15 protein-coding genes are annotated in these 20,923 nt (G+C 62.6%); 10 read left to right on the forward strand and 5 right to left on the reverse strand.

Translation table 11 applies throughout. From position 1 onward, the window contains the following. The first annotated feature begins 296 nt into the window (after positions 1-296). The 4 genes from IPV69_RS16110 (at position 297) to IPV69_RS16125 (ending at position 4,607) form a co-directional block, all read left to right on the forward strand. The gene (locus IPV69_RS16110; RefSeq protein ID WP_206290711.1) at positions 297-1,025 is read left to right on the forward strand and encodes a hypothetical protein; all 729 of its coding nucleotides are present in this window, start codon (positions 297-299) and stop codon (positions 1,023-1,025) included. A 116-nt stretch (positions 1,026-1,141) separates the two neighbouring features. Beyond that, complete coding sequence (locus IPV69_RS16115; RefSeq protein WP_206290712.1) at positions 1,142-2,638, forward strand: sulfatase family protein; 1,497 nt, start codon at positions 1,142-1,144, stop codon at positions 2,636-2,638. 236 nt (positions 2,639-2,874) lie between these two features. Beyond that, positions 2,875-3,744 (forward strand): type II secretion system protein, encoded by an 870-nt coding sequence (locus tag IPV69_RS16120; RefSeq protein ID WP_206290713.1) that lies wholly within the window; start codon positions 2,875-2,877, stop codon positions 3,742-3,744. Positions 3,745-3,908: 164 nt separating this feature from the next. Further along, on the forward strand, positions 3,909-4,607 hold the full coding sequence (locus IPV69_RS16125; protein ID WP_206290714.1) for a 3-keto-disaccharide hydrolase: 699 nt from the start codon (positions 3,909-3,911) through the stop codon (positions 4,605-4,607). 42 nt (positions 4,608-4,649) lie between these two features. Here the strand turns inward: IPV69_RS16125 and IPV69_RS16130 are convergent, their stop codons facing one another. Further along, positions 4,650-5,498 carry an alpha/beta fold hydrolase gene (locus tag IPV69_RS16130; RefSeq protein WP_206290715.1) on the reverse strand — a complete coding sequence of 283 codons (849 nt, stop codon included), beginning with the start codon at positions 5,496-5,498 and terminating at the stop codon, positions 4,650-4,652. 50 nt (positions 5,499-5,548) lie between these two features. Beyond that, complete coding sequence (deoC, locus tag IPV69_RS16135) at positions 5,549-6,274, reverse strand: deoxyribose-phosphate aldolase (protein WP_206290716.1); 726 nt, start codon at positions 6,272-6,274, stop codon at positions 5,549-5,551. Positions 6,275-6,685: 411 nt separating this feature from the next. Between deoC and IPV69_RS27595 the strand changes: the two genes are divergently transcribed. Next, complete coding sequence (locus IPV69_RS27595) at positions 6,686-7,549, forward strand: calcium-binding protein (RefSeq protein WP_206290717.1); 864 nt, start codon at positions 6,686-6,688, stop codon at positions 7,547-7,549. A gap of 105 nt (positions 7,550-7,654) precedes the next feature. On the opposite strand, the gene IPV69_RS16145 is transcribed toward IPV69_RS27595, so the two are convergent. Then, positions 7,655-11,995: a beta strand repeat-containing protein gene (locus tag IPV69_RS16145; RefSeq protein ID WP_206290718.1), complete on the reverse strand. Its 4,341-nt coding sequence runs from the start codon at positions 11,993-11,995 to the stop codon at positions 7,655-7,657. Positions 11,996-13,107: 1,112 nt separating this feature from the next. On the opposite strand from IPV69_RS16145, the gene IPV69_RS16150 reads away from it, so the two are divergent. Beyond that, on the forward strand, positions 13,108-13,857 hold the full coding sequence (locus tag IPV69_RS16150; protein ID WP_206290719.1) for a LamG domain-containing protein: 750 nt from the start codon (positions 13,108-13,110) through the stop codon (positions 13,855-13,857). Between the two features lie 152 nt (positions 13,858-14,009). Then, on the forward strand, positions 14,010-14,627 hold the full coding sequence (locus IPV69_RS16155; protein ID WP_206290720.1) for a hypothetical protein: 618 nt from the start codon (positions 14,010-14,012) through the stop codon (positions 14,625-14,627). A gap of 37 nt (positions 14,628-14,664) precedes the next feature. Here the strand turns inward: IPV69_RS16155 and IPV69_RS16160 are convergent, their stop codons facing one another. Further along, the gene (locus IPV69_RS16160; protein ID WP_206290721.1) at positions 14,665-15,702 is read right to left on the reverse strand and encodes a hypothetical protein; all 1,038 of its coding nucleotides are present in this window, start codon (positions 15,700-15,702) and stop codon (positions 14,665-14,667) included. A gap of 13 nt (positions 15,703-15,715) precedes the next feature. Next, on the reverse strand, positions 15,716-16,747 hold the full coding sequence (sppA, locus tag IPV69_RS16165) for a signal peptide peptidase SppA (RefSeq protein ID WP_206290722.1): 1,032 nt from the start codon (positions 16,745-16,747) through the stop codon (positions 15,716-15,718). Positions 16,748-16,985: 238 nt separating this feature from the next. Here sppA and IPV69_RS16170 point away from each other — a divergent pair, with 238 nt between their 5' ends. From IPV69_RS16170 to IPV69_RS16180, 3 genes are all read left to right on the forward strand, one after another. After that, a complete protein-coding gene (locus IPV69_RS16170; protein WP_206290723.1) occupies positions 16,986-17,354 on the forward strand; it encodes a metallopeptidase family protein in 369 nt (122 codons plus the stop codon). A gap of 477 nt (positions 17,355-17,831) precedes the next feature. Continuing rightward, entirely contained in the window at positions 17,832-18,758 is a 927-nt protein-coding gene (locus tag IPV69_RS16175) for an efflux RND transporter periplasmic adaptor subunit (protein WP_206290724.1), read from the forward strand. Positions 18,759-18,857: 99 nt separating this feature from the next. Next, entirely contained in the window at positions 18,858-20,840 is a 1,983-nt protein-coding gene (locus IPV69_RS16180) for an efflux RND transporter periplasmic adaptor subunit (protein ID WP_206290725.1), read from the forward strand. Positions 20,841-20,923 lie beyond the last annotated feature (83 nt).

Raw genomic sequence — 20,923 nt, forward strand, 5'->3', positions numbered from 1 at the left:
CTCCGCCGGCCGGTGGCTTATCTCCACGTCAGCCGTGCCTGAAAAAACCATTCCACCGCGGGTGAATCCCGGGGTGAAAGGGGCCGAAATGATAACTGGGTTATAGCGCAATGGCAAGGCGCGGCCGGTAAGAAGGGCCGCCCCGTGATTCGGTGATCACCTGTGTTGCCGACGCGAGAAGCCCAATCGTAGGTCGGATGTATCGAAGTGGCGTCGCGTGGGAGTCCGCCAGTGGGTGGCGGATTGTTGCCTTTCAGGATCGTTCGTGACCCTGGGTCTGGGGCGAGGGAAGTTTCATGAGCTCCAAGAGTAAGAACAAAAAATCGTCCGAAACCGGCGTCGCCGGGTCGATCACCGTCACCGAGCGGTCATTCGCAAGTGCTGGCGGGGCGAGCATTCGTACACCTTGGGGCGTGTTCGACATGACACGCCACGATGAAGACACCCGCGACCCGTTCGAGCCCGATGACCCGATCGCGATGTTTCCCGATAAGGCCAGGGGCACAGCAGGTTCGATGTCCGACTCGCCGCCGCCGGTCTCGCCGCGCGAGCTATTCGAGATGCTGATGGCACCCGCCGCCCAGGTGACCCGGTCGTCGCCGGTGCGCACCTCGCCCGGCAACTCTCCGACGGCGACGGCGGACGCAACGGCATTCCCGCCGCAGGCCGAAATGGTCCTGTCGGCGCTGGAAGTGGGCCGCGCTTCGTCGCCCGGCCACGACCGCCGTGGACAGGCCCGCAAGACCTACCGCGTCCGCGCCATGCTCCGGTTTCACAGCGATCCCAGCGGCACGCCGCCCTGGACTGTCTTCACCCGCGACATCCATTCCCGCGGCGTCGGGTTCATCACCCAACACCGCCTTCCGCTGGGCTACGGCGGCGTGATCGAAATCCCCGACCCCAAAGGCGGACCGACGCCCCTGCGTGTCTCCGGCACGTTGCTGCGCTGCCGCGAAGCCGTGTCGGGATGGTTCGAAGGCTCGCTCTACTTCAACCGCGAACAGCCGGATTTCGACGCCTGCTGAGTCGGTGGCGACGAGCCGGACTCGACGAGTCGGGTAGGACGTCGCATGCCGTCCTTTGCGGCTGACAATCCATTTCTCACAAGACGCATCCGCGCCTGCTTCGTAAACTGCGGCGCATGAACCACCGCACACCGCTGTTGCTGCTGTTGACCCTGCTGGCGGCCAACGGTGTCACTGCCGCGGCAGCCGATCCTGCCGGTCTCCGCAGGATCGAACGTCCCAACGTCGTGCTGATCTTTGTTGACGACATGGGCTATGGCGACATCGGTTGCTTCGGCGCGAAAGACATCAAGACGCCCCACATCGACCGCCTGGCCACCGAGGGGACGAAGTTCACCAGCTTCTATGTCGGACAGGCTGTCTGTACGGCGTCGCGGGCCGCATTGATGACCGGGTGCTACCCCAATCGCGTGGGTATGCAGGGGGCATTGAACCACACGAGCAAGACGGGCATTCATCCCGACGAATTGCTGCTGCCCGAGATCTTCAAGCAAAAGGGATATGCAACTGCGATCTACGGCAAGTGGCATCTGGGAACGGTGGACGCGTTCGGCCCGCTGAAGAACGGGTTCGACGACTTCTTCGGCCTGCCCTATTCCAACGACAACGGGAAGAAACACCCCACGATTCCCAACATCCCCGACCTGCCTCTGAAAGACGGAGAGAAAGTCGTCGAACTGGAGCCCGATCAGTCGCAGTTCACCCGGCAGTTCACGGAGAAAGCCGTCGGGTTTATCGATCGCAACAAGTCTGGCCCGTTCTTTTTGTACGTGCCGCACGTCATGCCCCACGTGCCGATTTTCGCGTCGGCATCGTTCAAGGGCACGTCCGGCCGGGGGCTTTACGGCGACGTCATTCAGGAACTGGACTGGTCGGTCGGCCAGATCATGGCGGCCCTGCGGCGGCACGGGCTGGACGACAAAACGCTGGTCATCTTCACCAGCGACAACGGGCCATTCATTAGCTACGGCGACCACGCCGGTTCCAACGGTCCGTTGCGCGAAGGAAAGCTGACGGCTTACGAAGGCGGCATGCGACTGCCCTGCATCATGCGCTGGCCGGGACAAGTGCCGGCTGGTCGGACGTCGGCCGAGATGCTGGCCACCATCGACCTGGTTCCCACGGTGGCAAAGCTGCTCGGCGTCGATCTGCCGAAGGGAAGAGTGATCGACGGAAAGGACGCCTGGCCGCTGATCAGTGGCCAGCCGGGGGCGAAGAGTCCGCACGAGGTCTACTACTTCTACGCCGGCGGGGAACTGCACGCGGTCCGAGCAGGAAGGTGGAAGCTGCACGTTTCCCACCCGTACCTCACCGTCGCGGCAGAGCCGGGCACCGGCGGCAAGCCGAGCAACTGGGGAAAACAGGCACCCAAGCCGATTACGCAGAGCGGTATCGAAGGCATTGCCAGCCGGCATGGCTACCGCGTGGCCTCCCAGGAACTTGCCCTCTACGACCTCGAAGCTGACGTCGGCGAAAGCACCAATCTGGCAGCGGCCAATTCCGCTGTTGTCGAGCAGTTGATGAAGTACGTGTTCGAAGCGCGAAAGGACCTCGGCGACGAACTGACGGGGCAAATCGGGAGCGGCGTGCGCAAAGCAGGCACGGTCGAGTAACGCACTTCAATTGATGCCCAGCATCGGTACGATGGGGATCCTGGGGGAATCCCTAGTTTGCGGATTACCCTTACGGACTCTTCGAGGCGCGTATATATTGTGAAAGTCGACTCGAGCGACCGATCCGCAAAGCGGGATTCGGCGTATAATCGATTCAGGAGTGGTAAGAGGATCCATATCTGCCGCGGCCTGCGGTTGCCTTAACGTTCAGGGGGATGTCTTGTCGTAGGAGCTTTATGTCACGTCGAGGGTCTTCACGCGCCGGATTTACCCTGGTCGAACTGCTGGTGGTCATCGGCATTATCGCGCTGCTGATGTCGATTCTGCTTCCGTCGCTGCAAAGGGCGCGGGAGGCCGGCAACACCACCAAGTGTCTGTCCAACCTTCGACAGCTCGGCAACGCGATCATGAACTACGCCAACGAGAACAAGGGCGCATTGGTCCCTTGCGATGTTCGCGGACCGGCCACCAGCACGACGGTCGATTCCTGGGCAACGCTGCTCGTCGGCTATCGCTACCTCTCCTACCCTGATGTCTTCGATAAGACGACGCCGCCGTCGTTCGATTCGGTCTTCAAGTGCCCGAGTGGAACGACCGATATGCGTGGCACTTCGACGACGGGCACCGGTATCCCGGATTCCCGCAAGGATGTCCGCGGTGCAGGGCCGACGCTCTACACGTCGAACTTCATCATGACGGGCAAGTCGGTCTGGTCCTGGTACGCGCCGAACGGGACCAGCAACAATGACCTGACCATCCCCATGCACCGTGTGGTCTCCGACAGCTGGCCGGGTACCAACCAGGTCGGGGCCCCCCGCAAAATCGGTTCGATCAAGAACTCGTCCGAGGTGGTCATTCTGTTCGATGGCATCGGCAGCGTGAACATGCAGACGCAGAACGCCAACCGCCTGAACGCCCGTCATGGCAACCAGAAGCAGACCAACTGCCTGATGCTCGACGGCCACGCCGAAACCTTCGCGACGGAAACACTGCCCGGCGGTGGAGGCGACGCCGGCGCGCTTCCGACCGACGCGGCCGCCACTTTCAGCACCGCCAACCTTGCCAAGTACCCGTATCCGAAGTGGCGTGTGAACAACACGCGCTGATCGAAGCACTGGACACGAGACCATACAGCAAGAACGCTCCAAGCTGCCGAGCCCCGGCGATTGGAGCGTTCTTGCATTTGGGGGCTCGCTGGGCTTCAAATGCCTCGCGTTCAGTCACCCCATCCGGAAAGCTTTCGATGACCTCCCTCAACCCGTCTCGACAGATGTCCCGCCTACTCCTTCTGGCCCTGGTGTCGTTGATCGCCGTCGGCGTGCGGGCGGATGTCGCGGCGCCGCCGGCAGGAGCTTTCGTTGCGATCTTCGACGGCAAAACCCTGGACGGCTGGCGTGCCCCGGACATGACCTGGTGGAAGGTCGAAGACGGTGCCATCACCGGTCATGTTCCGGCCGACCACAAGCTCAAGGAGAACAGCTTCCTCGTCTGGCAGGGAGAGCCGGTCAAAGACTTCGAACTGAAGTTCAGCTTCCGAATCTTCGGCAAGGACGCCAACAGCGGCATGCAGTTTCGCTCGGAAGTCAAAGACCGCGGGCTGGTGCACGGCTACCAGGCCGATATCGACGGCGCGGGCAAGTTCGCCGCCGGTATCTGGGACGAGTATGGCACCCGCAAAAGCCTCGCTGCCCGCGGCGAGCGGGCGACGTGGGACGCAGACGGAAAAAAGACCGCCGAGAAGATCCCCGACCCCTTTGACGGCAAGCCCGCCGACCTGACGCAGTGGACCGAGTACCACATCATCGCCGTCGGCGAAAAGATCACCCTGAAGGTCAACGGCAAGCTCGCCTGCGAACTGACAGACCGCGACAAGCAGAAGCAGCGCGTCAGCGGCGTGCTGGCGGTACCTGTCATCCCGAAGGAGATGAAAGTGCAGTACAAGGACATCCTGCTGAAGCGGCTACCCTAGCCGGAACAATCCAGACTCAGCGCGCAAGGCGAAAACTGGGACTCACTCCGACGGCTTCGTCGTCGGAGTCGGTTCAGGCGTGACCGGGCGGGTCAGCGGAAGCCCGCCGCCGGGCAGGTGGGATAGGACCAGCGGCGAAAGGATGTGCCGGCTGAACGTCCGCGACATCACCGACACATGGTCGCCGATGTTGCCGAACTTCAGCCATCCCTTCTCATACGGGCAGGATACCAGCTTCTCATATTGCTTCGGGTCGGCGGCATTGGCGGGCTGAATGAACCCCACCCGCCCGGCCGAGTCGCCGTTCTTGCGGTCGATTGTGCCGAACAGCTTGGTCCCAAGCCCCAGCACGAAATAGTCCAGCGTGCTTGAAAACACGTATACCCGTCCCGTGACGTGCGACAACGCCGACGACAGGTCGTAATCCGGCGACAGTGCCGGCGAGAGCAGCAGCGCGCCGTCCACCTTTACATCCTTCGGAAGTTTCTCCAGCGCGAAGATGATCACGCCCGTGCCGGCGCTATGGCCGGTCAGCATGATCTGCCCCTTCGGGTTGGCCTTGCGGAAGGCGATCACCTTCTCGGCGACCTTCGCCGCTTCCTCGTCGGCGCGGCGGCGGTTCATCAGCGCCTTGAGGCCCTTCTCGTCGCCGGTCCAGTCGTAGATCTCGGCTTTGCCTTTGAATCCGCCGTCCTTCAATCCGCCGATCAGAAAATGATCGATCCCCGCCTCCCCGGCGATGCCCGGTACGTGCAGGATGTAAGCGTCTTTGCTGTCCACGCGCATGGGGTCGGGCAGGTCCGCCCGGCCGACGGCTGAGAGCCCGGCACCGATGCCCAGCCAGGCGATGAGCGTGAAGGCAAGACGACGGAGGCGGGCCGGTCGTGGCATCAGTTGCTCCTGCGGTGAAGGTTCCGTGACAACTTTCGGCACCCGGGCATTCAATACCCCGCCGCACCGCCCGGCGACGCCGAGCCGGATCGCAGCTCGTTCACCACTGCGACCGACGCGCTCATACCCAGTCGATCGGCTCCGGCTTCGATCATCTTAAGCGTCGAGGGCAGGTCGCGCATGCCGCCGGCGGCCTTGATGCGGATGCCTTCGCCGTACTTTTTCATGAGCCGGACGGCCTCGACCGTCGCGCCGCCGGTGGGATGGAACCCGGTGCTGGTCTTGATGAAGTCGCAGCCGCTTTCCCGGACGGCCCGGCACGCCAACGCGATCGCCGCTTCCCCGCGATCGCTGCCGAGCGACAGCAGGTACCCGGATTCGACGATCACCTTCACCACCACGTCGCGTCGTGCCGCCCGGACCGCCCGCACCAGTTCGATCAGCTCGGCCCGGGCGGCGTCCAGGTTTCCGGTCGCCAGGTACGGCAGATGGGCGACCACGTCCACTTCATCGGCCCCGTCCTTCACCAGCCCGGTCGCTTCAATCGCCTTGGCAATCGACTTCGAGGTCCCGTGCGGAAAGCCACAAACGGTGCAGACCAGAACCCCCGTTCCTCGAAGCTTCTCCCGGGCATGGGCGACAAACACCGGCGAAATGCAGACCGAGCAGAACCCGTGCTCGATCGCCTCGGCGATCACACGGTCTACGTCGGCAAACTGCGACTCGGGTTTGAGCACCGTGTGATCGATACGAGAGGCGAGGTCGGCGGGATTCATGACCCGATTATAGAGACTTTCGACCCCCAGGCGCACTCCTTCGGGCGACCCGTCAAAGTCGAAAAGGACGCCGGCGTTAACAGTTGTCGCGAGAATCTCGGTCCGCCGTTTAGGTCGGTCGCACTCCGTGGCCCTGAAAAGGGCTCCCGCCGGACTCAACAACTCGGGCTACATTTCCCCCGTCAGTCAGGAACCCCGTCGTTGCACGCTTGCCGAAGGAGACGCCCTTGTACCGTTCCCATTCCACTCGCTCTGGTCGCGTCCCGGTCGTCGAATCGCTCGAAGGGCGTCAGTTAATGAGCGTGACGCTCGACCCGGTGACCAAGGTATTGACCACCAATGGCGGGGCGGCGACGGATACAGTGTCCATCTCCATAGACGACCGTGAGGCTGAAAGTGGTGGAGAACGGAGTGGTCCGTTACTTCGCGCTGGGGTCGGTGAAGGCCATCGTCATGAACGGCAACGGCGGGAACGATTCGCTCACCGTGTCGGACCTGGTCCTGAAACCTGTAACCCTAAACGGCGGTGCTGGCGACGATACCCTCCGCGGTGGCGGCGGCAACGATACCCTTAACGGGGGCAATGGCGCGGACACGCTCGACGGCGGCCGCGGCGGCGATGTGTTCAACGGTGGGGCGGGTGTCGATACCGTCACCTACGCCAGCCGTACAAAGTCCCTCTATGTCAACATCAACAACATCGCCGACGACGGCGAAGGTTTCCCCGACGCCAGCGTCGAGAAGGACAACGTCAAGACGGATGTGGAGAACCTCAAAGGCGGCTCCGCTGCCGACTGGTTCATGGGATCATCCGCCGCCAACACCTTCCAGGGCTTCGGCGGCGATGACCTCCTGATGGGCGGCGCCGGCGACGACGTCCTCATCGGCGGCGATGGCAACGACGCCTTCGGCGGTGAAGGCGGCGGCGGTGCCGACAAGTACTACGGGGAAGCCGGCGACGACTTCTTCTATGGAGAAGGCTCCGACAACGTCTACTTCAGCGGCGGCGACGGCGACGACGAGTTCTATGTCACCTTCGGCGGCACGCTCGTCGGCGGCAACGGCAACGACAAATTCTACGCCGGCGGATCGGCTCCCATCACCATCAACGCCGGCGCGGGCAACGACATCATCGACGTTTGCAACGGCGAAGTGAAAGACATCGTCGACGGAGGCACGGGCACCGATCAGGTGAAGATCGACAAGTTCAGCAACACCCAACTCGACAAGACCACCAATTGCGAAACGATTCTCGTGGGTGTCGCGGGCTTCTGATTCGAACTTCGCTGAAACGTCCGGGTTAGCGTTTCTAACGACGACGCATGAGATCCCACGCTCGTGTAGGTCGTTCGGAACACCAATGGCCGTCTTTTCCTGCGGTCACTTCGCCCGGGCCACGCGACGCCGCCGGGCCAGCAGTCCGCAGCCGGCCATCGCGAGCAAACCGACCGAGGCCGGTTCGGGGACGGCTGTAAGGGTGACGTCGTTACCGACGTAGCTGATCGTGAAGACGGTACCGAGGTTACCTGCCACGGTGTCCCCTTCGTTCAGCGGTACCCCGCCGATGCTGAACAGGCCGGAGATGGTTCCGGTTGCGGTGTTGTCGACAATCACAAACGCCTGGCCGGCTGCCAGATTCGGTTGCTCCACGATCGACAGTGCGACAGTGGGATTGATCGTCAGCGTCGTTCCGGTGCCGGTCAGCGCGAGCTGGTCGTAGTCCGTGCCGGCAACGAGCAGGGTATCGGCACCGACATCGCCGAGCTCGACGGTGTACGTGGAGCCGGTAGCCATCGTGACCGGGGCGGTCGCGGTCAGTTTGCCCGGGCTTGTGCCCGGCGAGAGGGTGCCGCCGCTGTTGATACTGATCGCCGCTGCAATGCTGCCCGAACCACCGAGGGTCGCATTGTTGGAAACATTGACGGCGGTGGAACCCGAGGTCGCCAGCGACCCGTTGACCAGCAGGGTGCCCGCGGAGACGAGCGTATCGCCGGTGTAAGTGCTGGCACCGGAGATGGTGAGGATGCCCGTGCCAGTCTTGGTCAGGCCGCCGGTGCTGGTTCCACCAAATCGCAGCAAGGCGGAGGCGATGCTCACCGAGTTCGCACCGGTATCGATCTTCGCGCCGCCATTCTTCACATTGGCAGTCACGGACGTGGGCAAGGTCAATCCCGCACTGGCGACAAGCTGGCCGCCGTCGAAGTTGAACTCACGGGTGCCCACCGTCGTTGAGGTGACGCTTCCCAGTGTGAGGGTGCCGCCATTGAGGTTGACGATGCCGCTCTGAGCGGAGCCGACCTGATACCCGATGGTGCCGATATTGGCCGACCCAGTGTTGATGGTCAGTGTGCCACCGCCCAAGCTTGCGCCATTGCCCAATAGAAGCGACGCAAGTCCGGCCGTCGCGTTATAGACGCCGCCGTTGATGATCAACGCGCCGTTACCCGCAGTGCCATTGCCGAGGATGTCCTGTGCGCCGGTCCCAGACCCCTGGGTGGTCAGCGTTGCGCCGGCATTAATCGTCAAGTCGCTGGCGACCGTGTTGCCCACCAACAGGCCTCGCTGGTTAACGGCGGCACCACCGGACACAAAGTTGCCTGTATTGAGCTGATTTCCCGTGCCTCGTACGTCCAGTCGCGAAATTGTGAGCGTGCCGGCCGTGTTGAAGATGCTATTGCCGGTCGTGAGAAAGCCATTGGCCCCCGCCGGGCTGATCGTCAGGAAGCCGGTCGCGCCGGTACCGGTCACGGACTGCCCGGTGCCCAGTGTGAAGTTAGCCGCGCTTTGCAACGTCGCCCCGTTGCCGATCGTGATAAGAGCCGTGTTCCCGGTCGCATTCGCGGCCAGCACCAGCGTTCCGGCTGACACCGTGGTGGCACCGGTATAGGTATTGGTGCCCGAGAGTGTCAGCGTTCCGGCACCCTGCTTCACGAGGCTCAGATTGCCGGCCAGGATCACGCTATTGGCCGCCGAGCCGCCGGTAGGAGAGTAATTTATGGCATTGTTGACGGTCAGCACCGCCGCGTTGATGGCGTCGGTGTTTGTGATCGTCTTGGTGCCGGTTGACGCAGAACCGCCGCTGTAAGTGATGCCCGCAATCGTCTGACTAAACCCATTGAGGTCCAGAATGGGAGAAGTGGCACCAGATGAGTTCCCCATGATCAGCTCCGACGCCGAGGGCAGTACGCCCGCCGCTCCCATTTTAAGGGTGCCAACGGCCAACACGGTGTTTACCCAGCTATAGGTTTTTCCAGGCGCTCCGACCAGCCAGGTACCGGCGTCGGTCTTGGCGAAGTTGCCGCCGGTCAGGTTCACGTTGCCGATCACCCGGTTCGTGGCGCTGGTCGATGTGCCGCGAACGAACAAGACGGCGTTATTGGCCAGCGTTCCCGTGATGTCACCGCTGATGGTGATGGAGCCCGTGCCGCCTGAGTTCCACTGAACCAGGTTTGTATCGCTGCTGACGTTGATGGAGCCTGTGAGTGTGTGATTGAACGCGCTGCTGTTAACAAGCGCCGCACGACCTCCCAGATTACCGGAAAAGTTGAGGTTTTCGGCAATCGTCAAGCCAGCAGTGGCGCTCGACAAATCGAGGTTCACACCGGTGGTACCATTGCCGCCATTGATCGTCGTCGCGCCGGCCGTGGTGCCCAGCGCGTTGTTGTGTGCGATCGCCAGGGTCCCGCTGTTGACCACGGTCGCCCCGGTGTAGTCGTTGTTTCCAGCTAGCGTAAGGGTACCCGTGCCGAACTTGGTCAGCGTTGAGGCCGACGTATTGTCGCTGATCACGGAATTGATCGTGATGGCCGCATTAGCCACCCCGGCGAGATCACCGCCGGCGGTAGAAGCCGTCAGTGTGCCCGGCGTCGCTGCGATGCCGATCGTCAGCGCCCCGGCCCCTGCACCCTGAAGGATAGCACTGGTGCGAAGGGTGTTCCCCGCGCCGATATCCACGGTGCCCGCGGTGGTGGCGGTGTTTACCAGGGTATCGGTCGACGTGACACCGGGGGCGGCCAGGGTAATGTCGGCGACCGTGCCGACACCTTCAATGATGCGTGTGTGACCGGCTCCGCCCGCAATAGTTTTCGTTCCGGAACTCAGGCGCGTGACATCGGTGTAGGCGGCTCCGGTGATAAGCCCATTCGGAGCGTTGGTGGAGTTCACCGCCCAGCCGTCTCCATTAATGGTGGCCCAGAAGCCGAGGATACCCAGGCTGTTATTCGTGTTATTGGTGGTGGCAAGGCCAGCCGCACCAAAGCTGATGCCGGAGCCTGCGTTGTTGGTGATGGTGCCCAACTGCAGGACCGCCGTGTTGGCACCCGACCGCGTCACACTGGAGGTCAGGCCAGTCGTCAACGTGGTAGACGCGACCACTTCCAGATGGCTACCCGTAGCACCGGCCAGGATAAGGTTGCCCCCAAGTGTAAGGGAAGCGGTGTCTGACAGTTTATTGTTGTCCTGGGTGGCGTAGTCGAGGATCAGCGTTCCGGTATTCAGCGTGGTCGCACCGGTGAAGGTGTTGTTGCCGGAGAGCGTCAGGGAATTGCCGCCATTCTTGATCAGGCTGCCGCCGGTGCCGCTGATGGCTGCACCGATGTTGTTACCAACGTTGCTGCCATCGGTCTGGATCGTGAGCGTGTTGGCACCCAGGCTGACAGTGGTCGTGCCGGGGATGATCAGCGTGCTGTTGCCGTTGATTGTGGTCGAGACGTTTCCACCCAGCGTGAGACCGCCATTCAAGTTCAGTGCGAGTGTGTTGGCGGCGGCGCCGCCCGAAGTGATCAGGGTGCCGCCATTAATCGTCAGCGGCTGGAAATAGTTGGCTGTCGTGGCTCCTGTTCCCGACTGTGCGAAATTGAGCGTAGCACCCGACGCAACCGTAATGCTTGACGGGCCGTTGGTACCGGGAGTGTTCCCGCCCAGCGCGGGGTAGGCAGTGCCACCGACGACGAGACTGCCCGCGTTGACGTTGATCGCCCCGGTGAATGTATTGGCACCAGACAAAGTGAGCGTGCCGGTCCCGGCCTTGGTGAGGCCGACGCCCGTGCTTCCGCTGATTGCGCCCCCAAAGACCGCGTTGCTGTTCGTCGTGATGGTGCGGTTGGCCGCGCCCAACGCCATAGCGTTGGTAAACGTCAGCGCACCGTTGTTGGTGGCGTCGCCAAGGGTGAAGTCGCCACCGACAGTGATGCCTCCTGCGTACTTTCCGGTCAGGTCTCGAGCGGTTGTGCTGTTTGAGCGGATGGTGCCGCCGTTGATCGTCAGCGTATTGCCCGCGCCTCCGCCCAACGCATTGACACCGCCGACGGCGACCGTTCCAGCGTTCAGCGTGAAACCGCCCACGTAGGCGTTACCGTTTGCGCTGACGAGAGTGCCATTGCCGTTCTTGATGTATCCCGAGCCCGCAGCGACCGATAGCGCCTGTGCAGCCAGATCGAGCGTCGAACCGGTGCCTACATCCAACGTGCGGATGTTTCCACCCGTTCCAAGTGTCCCCCCCGCCGTGAACGTTACAGTGAACCCATTGGCGACCGTTATGTTGCCGACATCAACGGTTGCCCCGGTGACCAGTGAATTGGCACCGAAGACGATGTTGCCGTTCGTTGTAAAGGCCGAAGTGAAGGGACCCCCTGGCGACGCACTCCAGTTGGCAGTGTTGATCGTCGCGAGCGTCCCGTTGGTGTTCCAATACTGCTGAGCCTGCACAGCGGAGGCGGTCAACAGACCTCCACCGAGAATCGACATGGCGATGATTCTGGACGAGCGATTGCGACGCTTATTCTGAAGCGAAATCTTCATGAGTGATGTTCTTCCAGCAATGCTAAATGTCGCAACCTCATCGCGAAGCACGAAAGGCAATCCAAGCGGACGCTCGAACCGTCTGCAGACCGGTTACCGCTCAGGCGCTCCTGAGTTTGATCACCGCGGACCCAGTGAACCGGGACTCAGGAACGACCACACGGGAAAAGATTAAGACTCGGCGAGGGTAATCTCGGAGCTTTGTGTGAGCGAAATCTCTCTTGCCGCAAACGGATTGTCAAAGAGAAAAGGTCTGAAAAGTAGGGTATCGAAGTGGGTCCATGTGGACAGTCCACGCCTGCCCCGGCCGGGGTCACATGATTTTGCTTGATCGATCGGCCGAAGTCCGTACAATATACGAACATTTAGGCGCCCTAGCGGCCGGTCGTCCGAACTACTCGGACGGCGAATGCCAAGTTGGAAGACCTGTATTTCGACGGCGTTGCGGCCGTGGGAGGTGGTCTTGGCGCACGAACATCGTCCCCCTGTGGCCATTGTCCAAGGCGGGCTGTGTCGACGGAGCAATTTTGAGATATCTCGGGTTCGTTCGGCCAACGACACAGCGACACGGCGACCCGGCGACCCAACGACCCGACGGTGCGGCGCACCCGCGAAGCTTCGGGTTCAGGGATGCCCTCGGGTTCGTTCGGCAGTGTCGCCTTGGGTTCGTTCGGCCGAGGACTGAGGTGGGGGATCAATGCTCATCGGCGTGTGACATACCTTTCACGGCTTGGAAAGCCGTGTCGCCGACAGCGGTCACGGTCGGCGGGCTTGGGTTCGTTCGGCGATGTCGAGTCGGGTTCGTTCGCCCAACAAGCCGACGGCGCAGTTGTTCCCGCGGCGCCCCGGGCTCAGGGACGATCTCGAGTTCGTTCGGCGATGTCGCCTCGGGTTCGTTTGGCGGCTTGAGCCGGGTGCGGTGGGGCTTGGTGCTATGGAATAACCTGGAACGGCTGCCGTTTTAGGAGGTCGGAAGTCATCGGCACGCGGTGCCGGGGCTGCTGCGCTCCAGTTCATCAATCAAGGATCGTGTCATGCGTCGTCTTGCCCTGTCATTTGCGGCCTCGGTTCTCGCGTTGTCGCCCGTCGCGGTGTTCGCCGACGAGGTCAAAGACATGCCCACACTGCTGGCGACCCGCGGCAAGCAGGTGCTCGCCGATGACTTCTCGTCCCCGACCATGGATGCCAAATGGAAGCCGGCCAAGGGCAAGTGGGACATCAAGGATGGCGCGCTGCACGGGGTGGAAGTGGCGTCGGACATGCACGCGGCTGCGATCCGCACCGATCTGAAGCATGGCAACGCGGTGTACCAGTTTGATTTCAAGTTTGAGAACGGGAAGGTGATTCACCTGAGCATCAATGGGGCCAAGGGGCACATCTGCCGGGTGACCATTTCGCCGGACGGCTTCCAGGTGCGGAAGGACGGTTCCAAGACCGACACCACCGACAAGCCGGCGCTGCTGGATTCGTGCAAGATGGCGTTCGAGCAGGGCAAGCGCTACACGATGGTAGTCGAATGCGTGGGCAACGAGATGATCGCCCGCGTCGACGACGCCCACTTTGCCTTCGGCAGTGACGCAAAGGTTGCTTCGGAGAAGACGAACTTCGGCTTCCCGATCTCCGGTGAAGGCAGCATTGATAACGTCAGGGTTTGGGAAGCAAGCGCCAATCCCGATTGGGCCAAGACGAAGGAGAAACTGACGAGCGAGCATCCGCCGAAGATGGCACCGGCCGTCCCCGCCAGGAAGCCGGCGGCCGCCGCGCCCAAGGGCAAGGCGAAGTAGCTGCCGACGTTCTGAACAGGGAATGCGACGGTGGGCAGGCGTGATCGCCTGCCCACCGTCTCGAATCAACCAGTGCGACGACGCGGCGATCGAACTTTCGGGCTAACATGCGTAGCGGGCTGGCGCCCGCTCCGACTCGAAAGGAAACGCCGATGAAGATCTGCCGTCCGCCCGCCATGCCGTGTTGCCTGCTGCTTGCCTTGATGGCATCTGCGCCCGTGGGCTGTGCCCGCTACGAATACGACCTTGTTTCGCCGCCGGAACTGGCCCGGCACGTCGGGGCCGAGCCGGTTGTGGTCGCACAGGACCCGCTGGAGTATCGCTTTCAGACCGTCGAGAGCCGGCTGGTCATGCAGATTCATAATCCGACGGCAGACGCGGTGCAGTTGATCGGCGAGAAGACGGTGCTGGTGGACCCGCAGGGGCAGAGTCATCCGATGCGGTCGCAGACCATCGCGCCCAACTCGTTCATCAAGGTGATCCTTCCGCCGATGCCCACCCGGTTGGAGCGCACGGGTCCGAGTTTCGGTGTCGGGGTGGGCGTGGGGATCGGGTCGGCGGGGCACCGGCGTTATCCGGGGAGCTTCACGTATGGCGGACCGCTCGAAGACCCGTACTACGACGAGCCGCAGTATTACGCGGTGTACGATGTGAACGACGGCAGCTTCTGGGTGTGGGAAGGCGAAGGGTCGGTCCGGCTGACCCTGGTGTTCGCGCGCGACGGCAAGCCGATCAGTCACGCCTGGGTGATCGGGCGGAAGAAAGTGTGATCCGCGGGGTTGCCCCCCGAATGGGAAACGCGACCCCTCACCGGCTTCGCAGCGCGCCGGGCTCGATGTGCTTGTAGGTGCCGCCGGACTTTGCCGCGATTGCCTTCAGCACGCTCGCACCGTCGCCGGAGTGGGTCAGGTCAAAGGTGTGAATCACGACCGGCTTGCCGCCGCGTGCCTTTTCCACCTGGGTGACGACGGTGTCGTCCAGATTGATGCCCTTGGCGGTGGCGATGACGATCACCTGGGGGTTGCGCTTCATCGCCTCGACCATTACCGGGCCGATGTCGGTGCGGCCGCTGGTGGTCAGGTCTTCGAACTTTTTGCGGCACTCGGCGATGCGATCGGGATTTGCTTTAGCGGTCGCGCCTTTGGGGTATGCGAACTCGTTGACGTTGGGCTTTTCGGAGGCGGGAATCGTCCAGAACAGGATCTGGAACTCGCGGTCGGCACCGAGGGACTCGAGCGAGTCGTAAAGGGCGGCCTTGAGGGGATCGAGAACCTCGCGGCTCGATTGACCGCGATCGAGCAGATATACGACCTTGGCGCCGTCGATGGGGACGTCGAGGAACTGCGGCCCCTTGGCCCGCTCGGACCCGCTCTGGCCGGGCGTGGGAACAGGAGCCGGCCCGGTGACGACGGGGGCAGGCGCAGGGGCGGGTGCGGTGGAGCGCGACATCAGCAGGTAACCGATGACGCCGAGCAGAACAGCGACCAGGGCACCCACGCCGATGAGAAGCGGCGTCTTGCTGGATTTGGGGGTGGCCGGGGTGGCGTAATCAACGCGCGGGGTGGCCGTTCGGTTGGCCAGCCCGCTCGCCAGGCCGCTGCTGGCGACGACGTTCGCGAGTTCGTCCAGGCCGGAGCTGGGCAATCCCGCACCGGTGGCGGCCTTTGTGGAATAGAGTGCTTTTTGTCCGGAGTTGGATCCGACGACGGCACCCCGGGAGGACTGCTTCAAGTGCGACGGAACGGTCTGAATCGTCCCGCAATACTGGCACCGGCAGACACCGCCTGCGAAGGCGTCGTCCATCTCGAGCGTGGCTTTGCACTTGGTGCAGATGAGGGTAATCATTCGCTAATACCGACTACGGACGCCACAGATAGTAGAAGCCCGTCGGCAGCAGCCCTGCCTGTTCGGGGAGTGACAATTGTACCACACCTGAAGGCGGTGGGGGCGACGGGCTGCTGGCGTAAATCGATCCGCCATAACCGTACGGCCTTGAGTACATCACGGCCGATGCCTTGGGAGACTTGCTGAGCTTGCGTGCGATGTCGATGGCGTCGGAGAGCAGTCCGGTCTGGTCGGCCAAGCCCAGCTCGACTGCCTTGGCGCCGCTGAACACGCGCCCGCTATAGACGCCGGTATAGCTGGTTTTCTTATAATCATTCAGGTCACCTGCAACGCTTTCGGTGACACGACGGTGCTGCTTGACCACTGCGACGAATCGGGCGAAGTATTCGTCAACCAGTTGCTGCATGATCCCGCGTTCGTCGTCCTGGAGAAGCTTCCAGGGTGAGCCGATGTCCTTGAGGTACCCGCTTTTGATCGACGTGGCCGTCACGCCGATCTTGTCGAGGGTTCCCTTGAACGTCACGGATTCGAAGATCACGCCGATGCTCCCGACGACGCTCGTCGGCTGAACGACGATGGTGTCGGCGGCGCAGGCGACGTAGTACCCGCCGCTGGCAGCGACTTCCTGCGTGCTGGCGACGATCGGCTTGCCAGTGTCTTTGCGGAACTTGCGGAGCAGTTCGTACATCGTGTCCGACGCGGTGACCGTGCCACCCGGCGAATTGATACGCAGTACGACCGCCTTGACCGATGAATCTCGCTGTGCGGCTTCGAGCTGCTGCGCAAACTTGCTGACGGGGTTTTCGGTCGGTGCCAGGAATCCGCCGCCGCGGGCGTTGATCAGCATGCCCTCGACTTCAACAATCGCGATCTTTCCCCCGCCCCAGCCGCCGGACTGGACCTCACGCTCGTCGAGCGAGTTGGAGTTGGCGACGGGCGTGACCAGGAAACTGGGCGCACCACAACCGCCGGCGAGCAGCCCCAGCAAAACCAGGCAAAGTCGCGGTATCGGGTGGCGACTGAATGAGTCTGCGAAAAATGGCATAGAATACGTTTTCAGAAGGGCGATCAGTTCGCGTGACCGACAAAACGGGAAGCGTCCGGCAACGAAGCGAAGTTCCCGGTCAGGGCAACCGGCGATGGAAACCCCCAGCCGACGTCAAACCCGTTTCCAATGCAAAGCGTAGGTCGTTCCGTGTCCGGTCCCGGATTGAAATGTGGTTGACCGGTAACGTGTTACGTTCGTCCCGACGCGGGCAGAGACTATACCGATGCCGTATCATGTGAGCAAAGGCAAATTCGCCTCCCTCGTCGAAGAAGCGCTCGCCGATCTTCCGGAGCCGTTCGCGCAGTACATCGAAGAAGTACCCGTCGATGTCCGCGAAAGGCCCACCCTTAAGCAGTTGAAGTCGGTCGGCCTGGCGGAGGACGACTTGCTCATGGGGCTCTACGTCGGCATTCCCCTGACCGAAAAAAGCGTGCTCCATTCCGGCCAGGCACCAGGCGTCATCTACATCTTCCAGGAAGACATCGAACTGGTCTGCGACAGTGCCGAAGAGCTGGTCCGAGAAGTCAGAGTCACCGTGCTCCACGAACTCGGGCACCACTTCGGCCTCGACGAGGACGACCTGGCCCGGCTCGGATACGGCTGATAGGAAAGAACTTATCAGACTCCGGGGTCGTACCGTTGGCGAGGCGGGTTTGTAACGGCGGGATGTCCGGAAACGTCGATGTAGTGGACGGATGCGACAGGCACCGATGTGCCCGCCTCGGAGTGCCGCGAGAAGCTTGAAAAAAGATTGCTCACGCGACGTGTCCCGGGTTGCCGCACCGATGCGATCGACCGACAATGCCCCGGCGTCGGGGAGATGTCCGCCGCCTGCGTGCCGCGTTTTGTAGTCGGCGAACTGTCGATTGCTCGCCGACTGTACCGAACGCAAGTGCCTGCCGACGGACGACATGGATGTCGCGCGGCGGCCGGGCGTGTCGGGCCGCGGCATGGGCTGGTGCTTGGTACAGGGCCGGTTGAGGGCAGTCGCACGCAGCCGTATTTGGCCGTATTGATGTTGTCTTCCGTATCGTCCCGCGGAGCTGGTCTCCGTGTCGTCCGCAGTTGCCAGGAGTTCACGATGCTCGCCCCACGCAGGAAACTTTCGACAGTCAACAAATCCCGACTCGCCGCCCTCTCGCTCGCAATGGTGGCGATGACCGGGGGTCTGGGTCTGCAGTCGTCGGTGGCGTTGGGTCAGTCGTCCCCGGGTAGCGCCGAATCCATGCTGACGTCTCACGAGCGCGGCGTGACCAAGCCCAAGGAAGAACCCAAGCTCGCCTTCGTCGGACCCGGTGTCGTCATGAAGGTACTGGTCAAGGAAGGTGCAACCGTCACCAAGGACCAGGTCCTGGCGGTACAGGACGATCGCGACGAGACGGGCAAGCTCGAAGTCGCCAAAGGCGAAGTGGAATCGGCCCGGATGCAGATCGAAGCCGCCGCCGCCGACCTGGAACTCAAGAAGGTAACCCTGGCCCGTCTTGAAGAGCTGTATGCCGACCTGATCAAGCAGCCGGCTCCGAAGAACACCAACCGCGACCTCGACGAGGCTCGGGTTGCGGTGAAGATCGCGGAGATCAGCATCAAGTTCCGAGAAACCGAGTGGAACAAGGCCAAGCTCGAGCAGCACCTTCAGCAGATTCGCCTCGACCAGAAAAAGCTCGTGAGCCCGATCGACGGCGTCATCAGCAAGATCGACGTCAATCCCGGCGAAGGCACCGACCTGTCCCGCCCCGCGATGCAGATCGTCCAGATCGACACGCTCAAGGTCGAGGTGGATATCCAGGCGACCAAGTGCAAGGCACTCAAGATCGGCGACACGCTCCAGGTCCGGTACACGGACGAAGACAAGTGGATGCCCGCCACCATCACCTTCATGACCAAGTACGCCAACGCATCCAGCGGCACCCGCAAGGTGCGGCTCGAGATGAAGAACGAGGCTGATCGAGAAGCCGGCTTGCCTGTTTATGTGAAGCTGCCGGATAATCTGGCGGCGGTAACGAGATAAGCGCCGTCCTGCTTTTCAGGCCCCTTTGGGGCAGACTCCGGTTGCCGCAAGAGGGGCTTCCGGCCGCCGCGAACGACTGAACTTCGAAAAGAGGCTTCCGTGTCTTCCAGCGCAGTAGAAACATCCAACAAGAACCGTGGCGGTGGCAACAAGGACGGCGGCACCGGCACCGAAGCCTCGGGCCAGCCCGGCAAGGGCGGCAACCGCCATCAGCTCGTGCAGCGGCTGCTCGACAGCTCGGCGTCGCTGCCTGCGTTCATCAACGACCTGCTGACCACGCAGGCCGTCACCGTCGCCGGCACCGAAGCCGCCGGCTTCCTGCTGGAGCGCAACGGCGAACAGGTCGCCCTCCGACCGATCGCGCACATTCGTCCCGATGAATCGGCCCCAGAAGTCCGTGCCCAGGCGCTTGCCGCGTTCCAGGACCTGATCAAGCCCTGCGTCGAGCAGGGCCGCGACGGCGCGATCGAAGTCTCCCCCACCGGCCAGGACGGTGCCGAAGCCCAGTATTGCCTGATCACGCTGCTTCGCGCCGACGGCGATGTCGTCGGCGTTTCCGCCGTCGTCACCCGGTGCATGAATGTCGATCGCGCCAAGCAGCGGCTGATGAGCATGCAGCTCGTCGCGGGCTACTTCGACCTGTTCACGCTCCGCCGCAACAGCGATCAGGCCCGCATGATCGCCCAGAGCCACCAGCACGTGCTGCAGCTGGCCACCAGCGTTGCGACGGCCGAAGGTTTCACGTCGGCGGCGATGAACCTGTGTAACGAATTGGCCAGCCGCGCTCACGCCACCCGCGTGTCGCTGGGCTGGCTCAAAGGCAAGTCGATCAAGATCGTTGCCCTCAGCCACACGGAAGAGTTCGACAAGAAGCAGGAACTCATCGTGATGCTGCAAAAGGTCATGGAAGAGTGCATGGACCAGGAGGCGATGGTCCAGTACGACCCCAACGGCAAGGGGACCGACAACGTCACCCGCGACGCGGCCGCCCTCAGCCGTACGCAGGGCGGACACATCGTGCTGTCGCTACCGCTGCGGCGAAAGGCCGAAGTGGTCGGCGTTGTCACGCTCGAGTTCCTGCCGCAGCAGAAGGTCGGCCCCCAGGTCGCCAGCGGATTGGCGATCGCAGTCGATCTGCTCGCGCCGCAGCTTTACGACCGCTACCAGAACGACCGCTACCTGATCACCAAGATCGGCCTCAGTGCCAAGCATGTCGGCGAGGCGACGATCGGTCCCAAGCACATGATCGCGAAGCTCGTCGCGGTTTTGGTGATCGGGCTTGTCGCGTTCACGGTGCTGTACTCCCCGATGTATCGTGTCTCGGCGCCGTTCCAGTTCGTGCCATTGTCGCGGTTTACGATGGTCGCGCCGGCCGACGGCGAGATCGCCGAGCTGGCGAAGGTCACCGATGCCGTGACAAAGAAGGAACGGAAGATCAAGCCCGGCGACCCCGTCACCAAGGGGCAGATCCTGATCAAGTTCGACACCCACGAGTTGGAACTGCAGCGTGCCGAGGCCGAGGCCGCCCGGGCCGAGGCGCTGGCTAAAGCCGACCAGGCGCGCGGCGAAGACAAACAGGCCGAAGCTCGCCAGGCCTTGCATCAGGCCGAGGCCGCCGAGGCCAAGGCTGCCCAGCTCACCCTCCAGATCGAGCAGGTCACCATTCGTTCGCCGATCGACGGTGTCTGGCTCCTGAAGGACCTTGAAGACCGCGTCGGCTCCCGTGTTCGCCAGGGCGACGAACTGTGCGTCGTCGGTCAGCCCGATTTGCTCAAGGTCGAAATGAGCGTCCCAGAGCGCGATATCCAGCAGGTGAAGGTCGGCCAGAAGACCTGGATCGCCACCAATTCGCTGCCCGGCGACAAGTACGAAGCGGTCGTGGAGCGCATCATCCCGATGAGCAACCCCGACCCCAAGGCCGCCGACAACACTTTCAAGGTCTACTGCACCGTCAAGGACAAGGCCGCAACCTGGCGTCCCGGTATGTCCGGCGAAGGACGCATCGAGATCGAAGAAAAGCCCCTCTGGTGGATCCTGTCGCACCGCCTGGTCGACTTCGTGAAGCTGAAGGTCTGGTATTGAAGTAGGGTCCGCCTTGGCGGACGCGCAAGCCCAATACCCGAAACTGATTCGGACACTCGATCTGATTCGAACACCCGATCGCG

Origin of the sequence: Humisphaera borealis (assembly GCF_015169395.1) — a bacterium.
Classification (GTDB): domain Bacteria; phylum Planctomycetota; class Phycisphaerae; order Tepidisphaerales; family Tepidisphaeraceae; genus Humisphaera; species Humisphaera borealis.

What these genes read in the sequence shown, in the direction of transcription:
- IPV69_RS16155 (WP_206290720.1), top strand. Translation starts at nt 14,010, where the DNA reads ATGAAGATCTGCCGTCCGCCCGCCATGCCGTGTTGCCTGCTGCTTGCC.
- IPV69_RS16125 (WP_206290714.1), top strand. Translation starts at nt 3,909, where the DNA reads ATGTCCCGCCTACTCCTTCTGGCCCTGGTGTCGTTGATCGCCGTCGGC.
- IPV69_RS16110 (WP_206290711.1), top strand. Translation starts at nt 297, where the DNA reads ATGAGCTCCAAGAGTAAGAACAAAAAATCGTCCGAAACCGGCGTCGCC.
- IPV69_RS16120 (WP_206290713.1), top strand. Translation starts at nt 2,875, where the DNA reads ATGTCACGTCGAGGGTCTTCACGCGCCGGATTTACCCTGGTCGAACTG.
- IPV69_RS16150 (WP_206290719.1), top strand. Translation starts at nt 13,108, where the DNA reads ATGCGTCGTCTTGCCCTGTCATTTGCGGCCTCGGTTCTCGCGTTGTCG.
- IPV69_RS16115 (WP_206290712.1), top strand. Translation starts at nt 1,142, where the DNA reads ATGAACCACCGCACACCGCTGTTGCTGCTGTTGACCCTGCTGGCGGCC.
- IPV69_RS16160 (WP_206290721.1), bottom strand. Translation starts at nt 15,702, where the DNA reads ATGATTACCCTCATCTGCACCAAGTGCAAAGCCACGCTCGAGATGGAC.
- IPV69_RS16175 (WP_206290724.1), top strand. Translation starts at nt 17,832, where the DNA reads ATGCTCGCCCCACGCAGGAAACTTTCGACAGTCAACAAATCCCGACTC.
- IPV69_RS16130 (WP_206290715.1), bottom strand. Translation starts at nt 5,498, where the DNA reads ATGCCACGACCGGCCCGCCTCCGTCGTCTTGCCTTCACGCTCATCGCC.
- deoC (WP_206290716.1), bottom strand. Translation starts at nt 6,274, where the DNA reads ATGAATCCCGCCGACCTCGCCTCTCGTATCGATCACACGGTGCTCAAA.
- sppA (WP_206290722.1), bottom strand. Translation starts at nt 16,747, where the DNA reads ATGCCATTTTTCGCAGACTCATTCAGTCGCCACCCGATACCGCGACTT.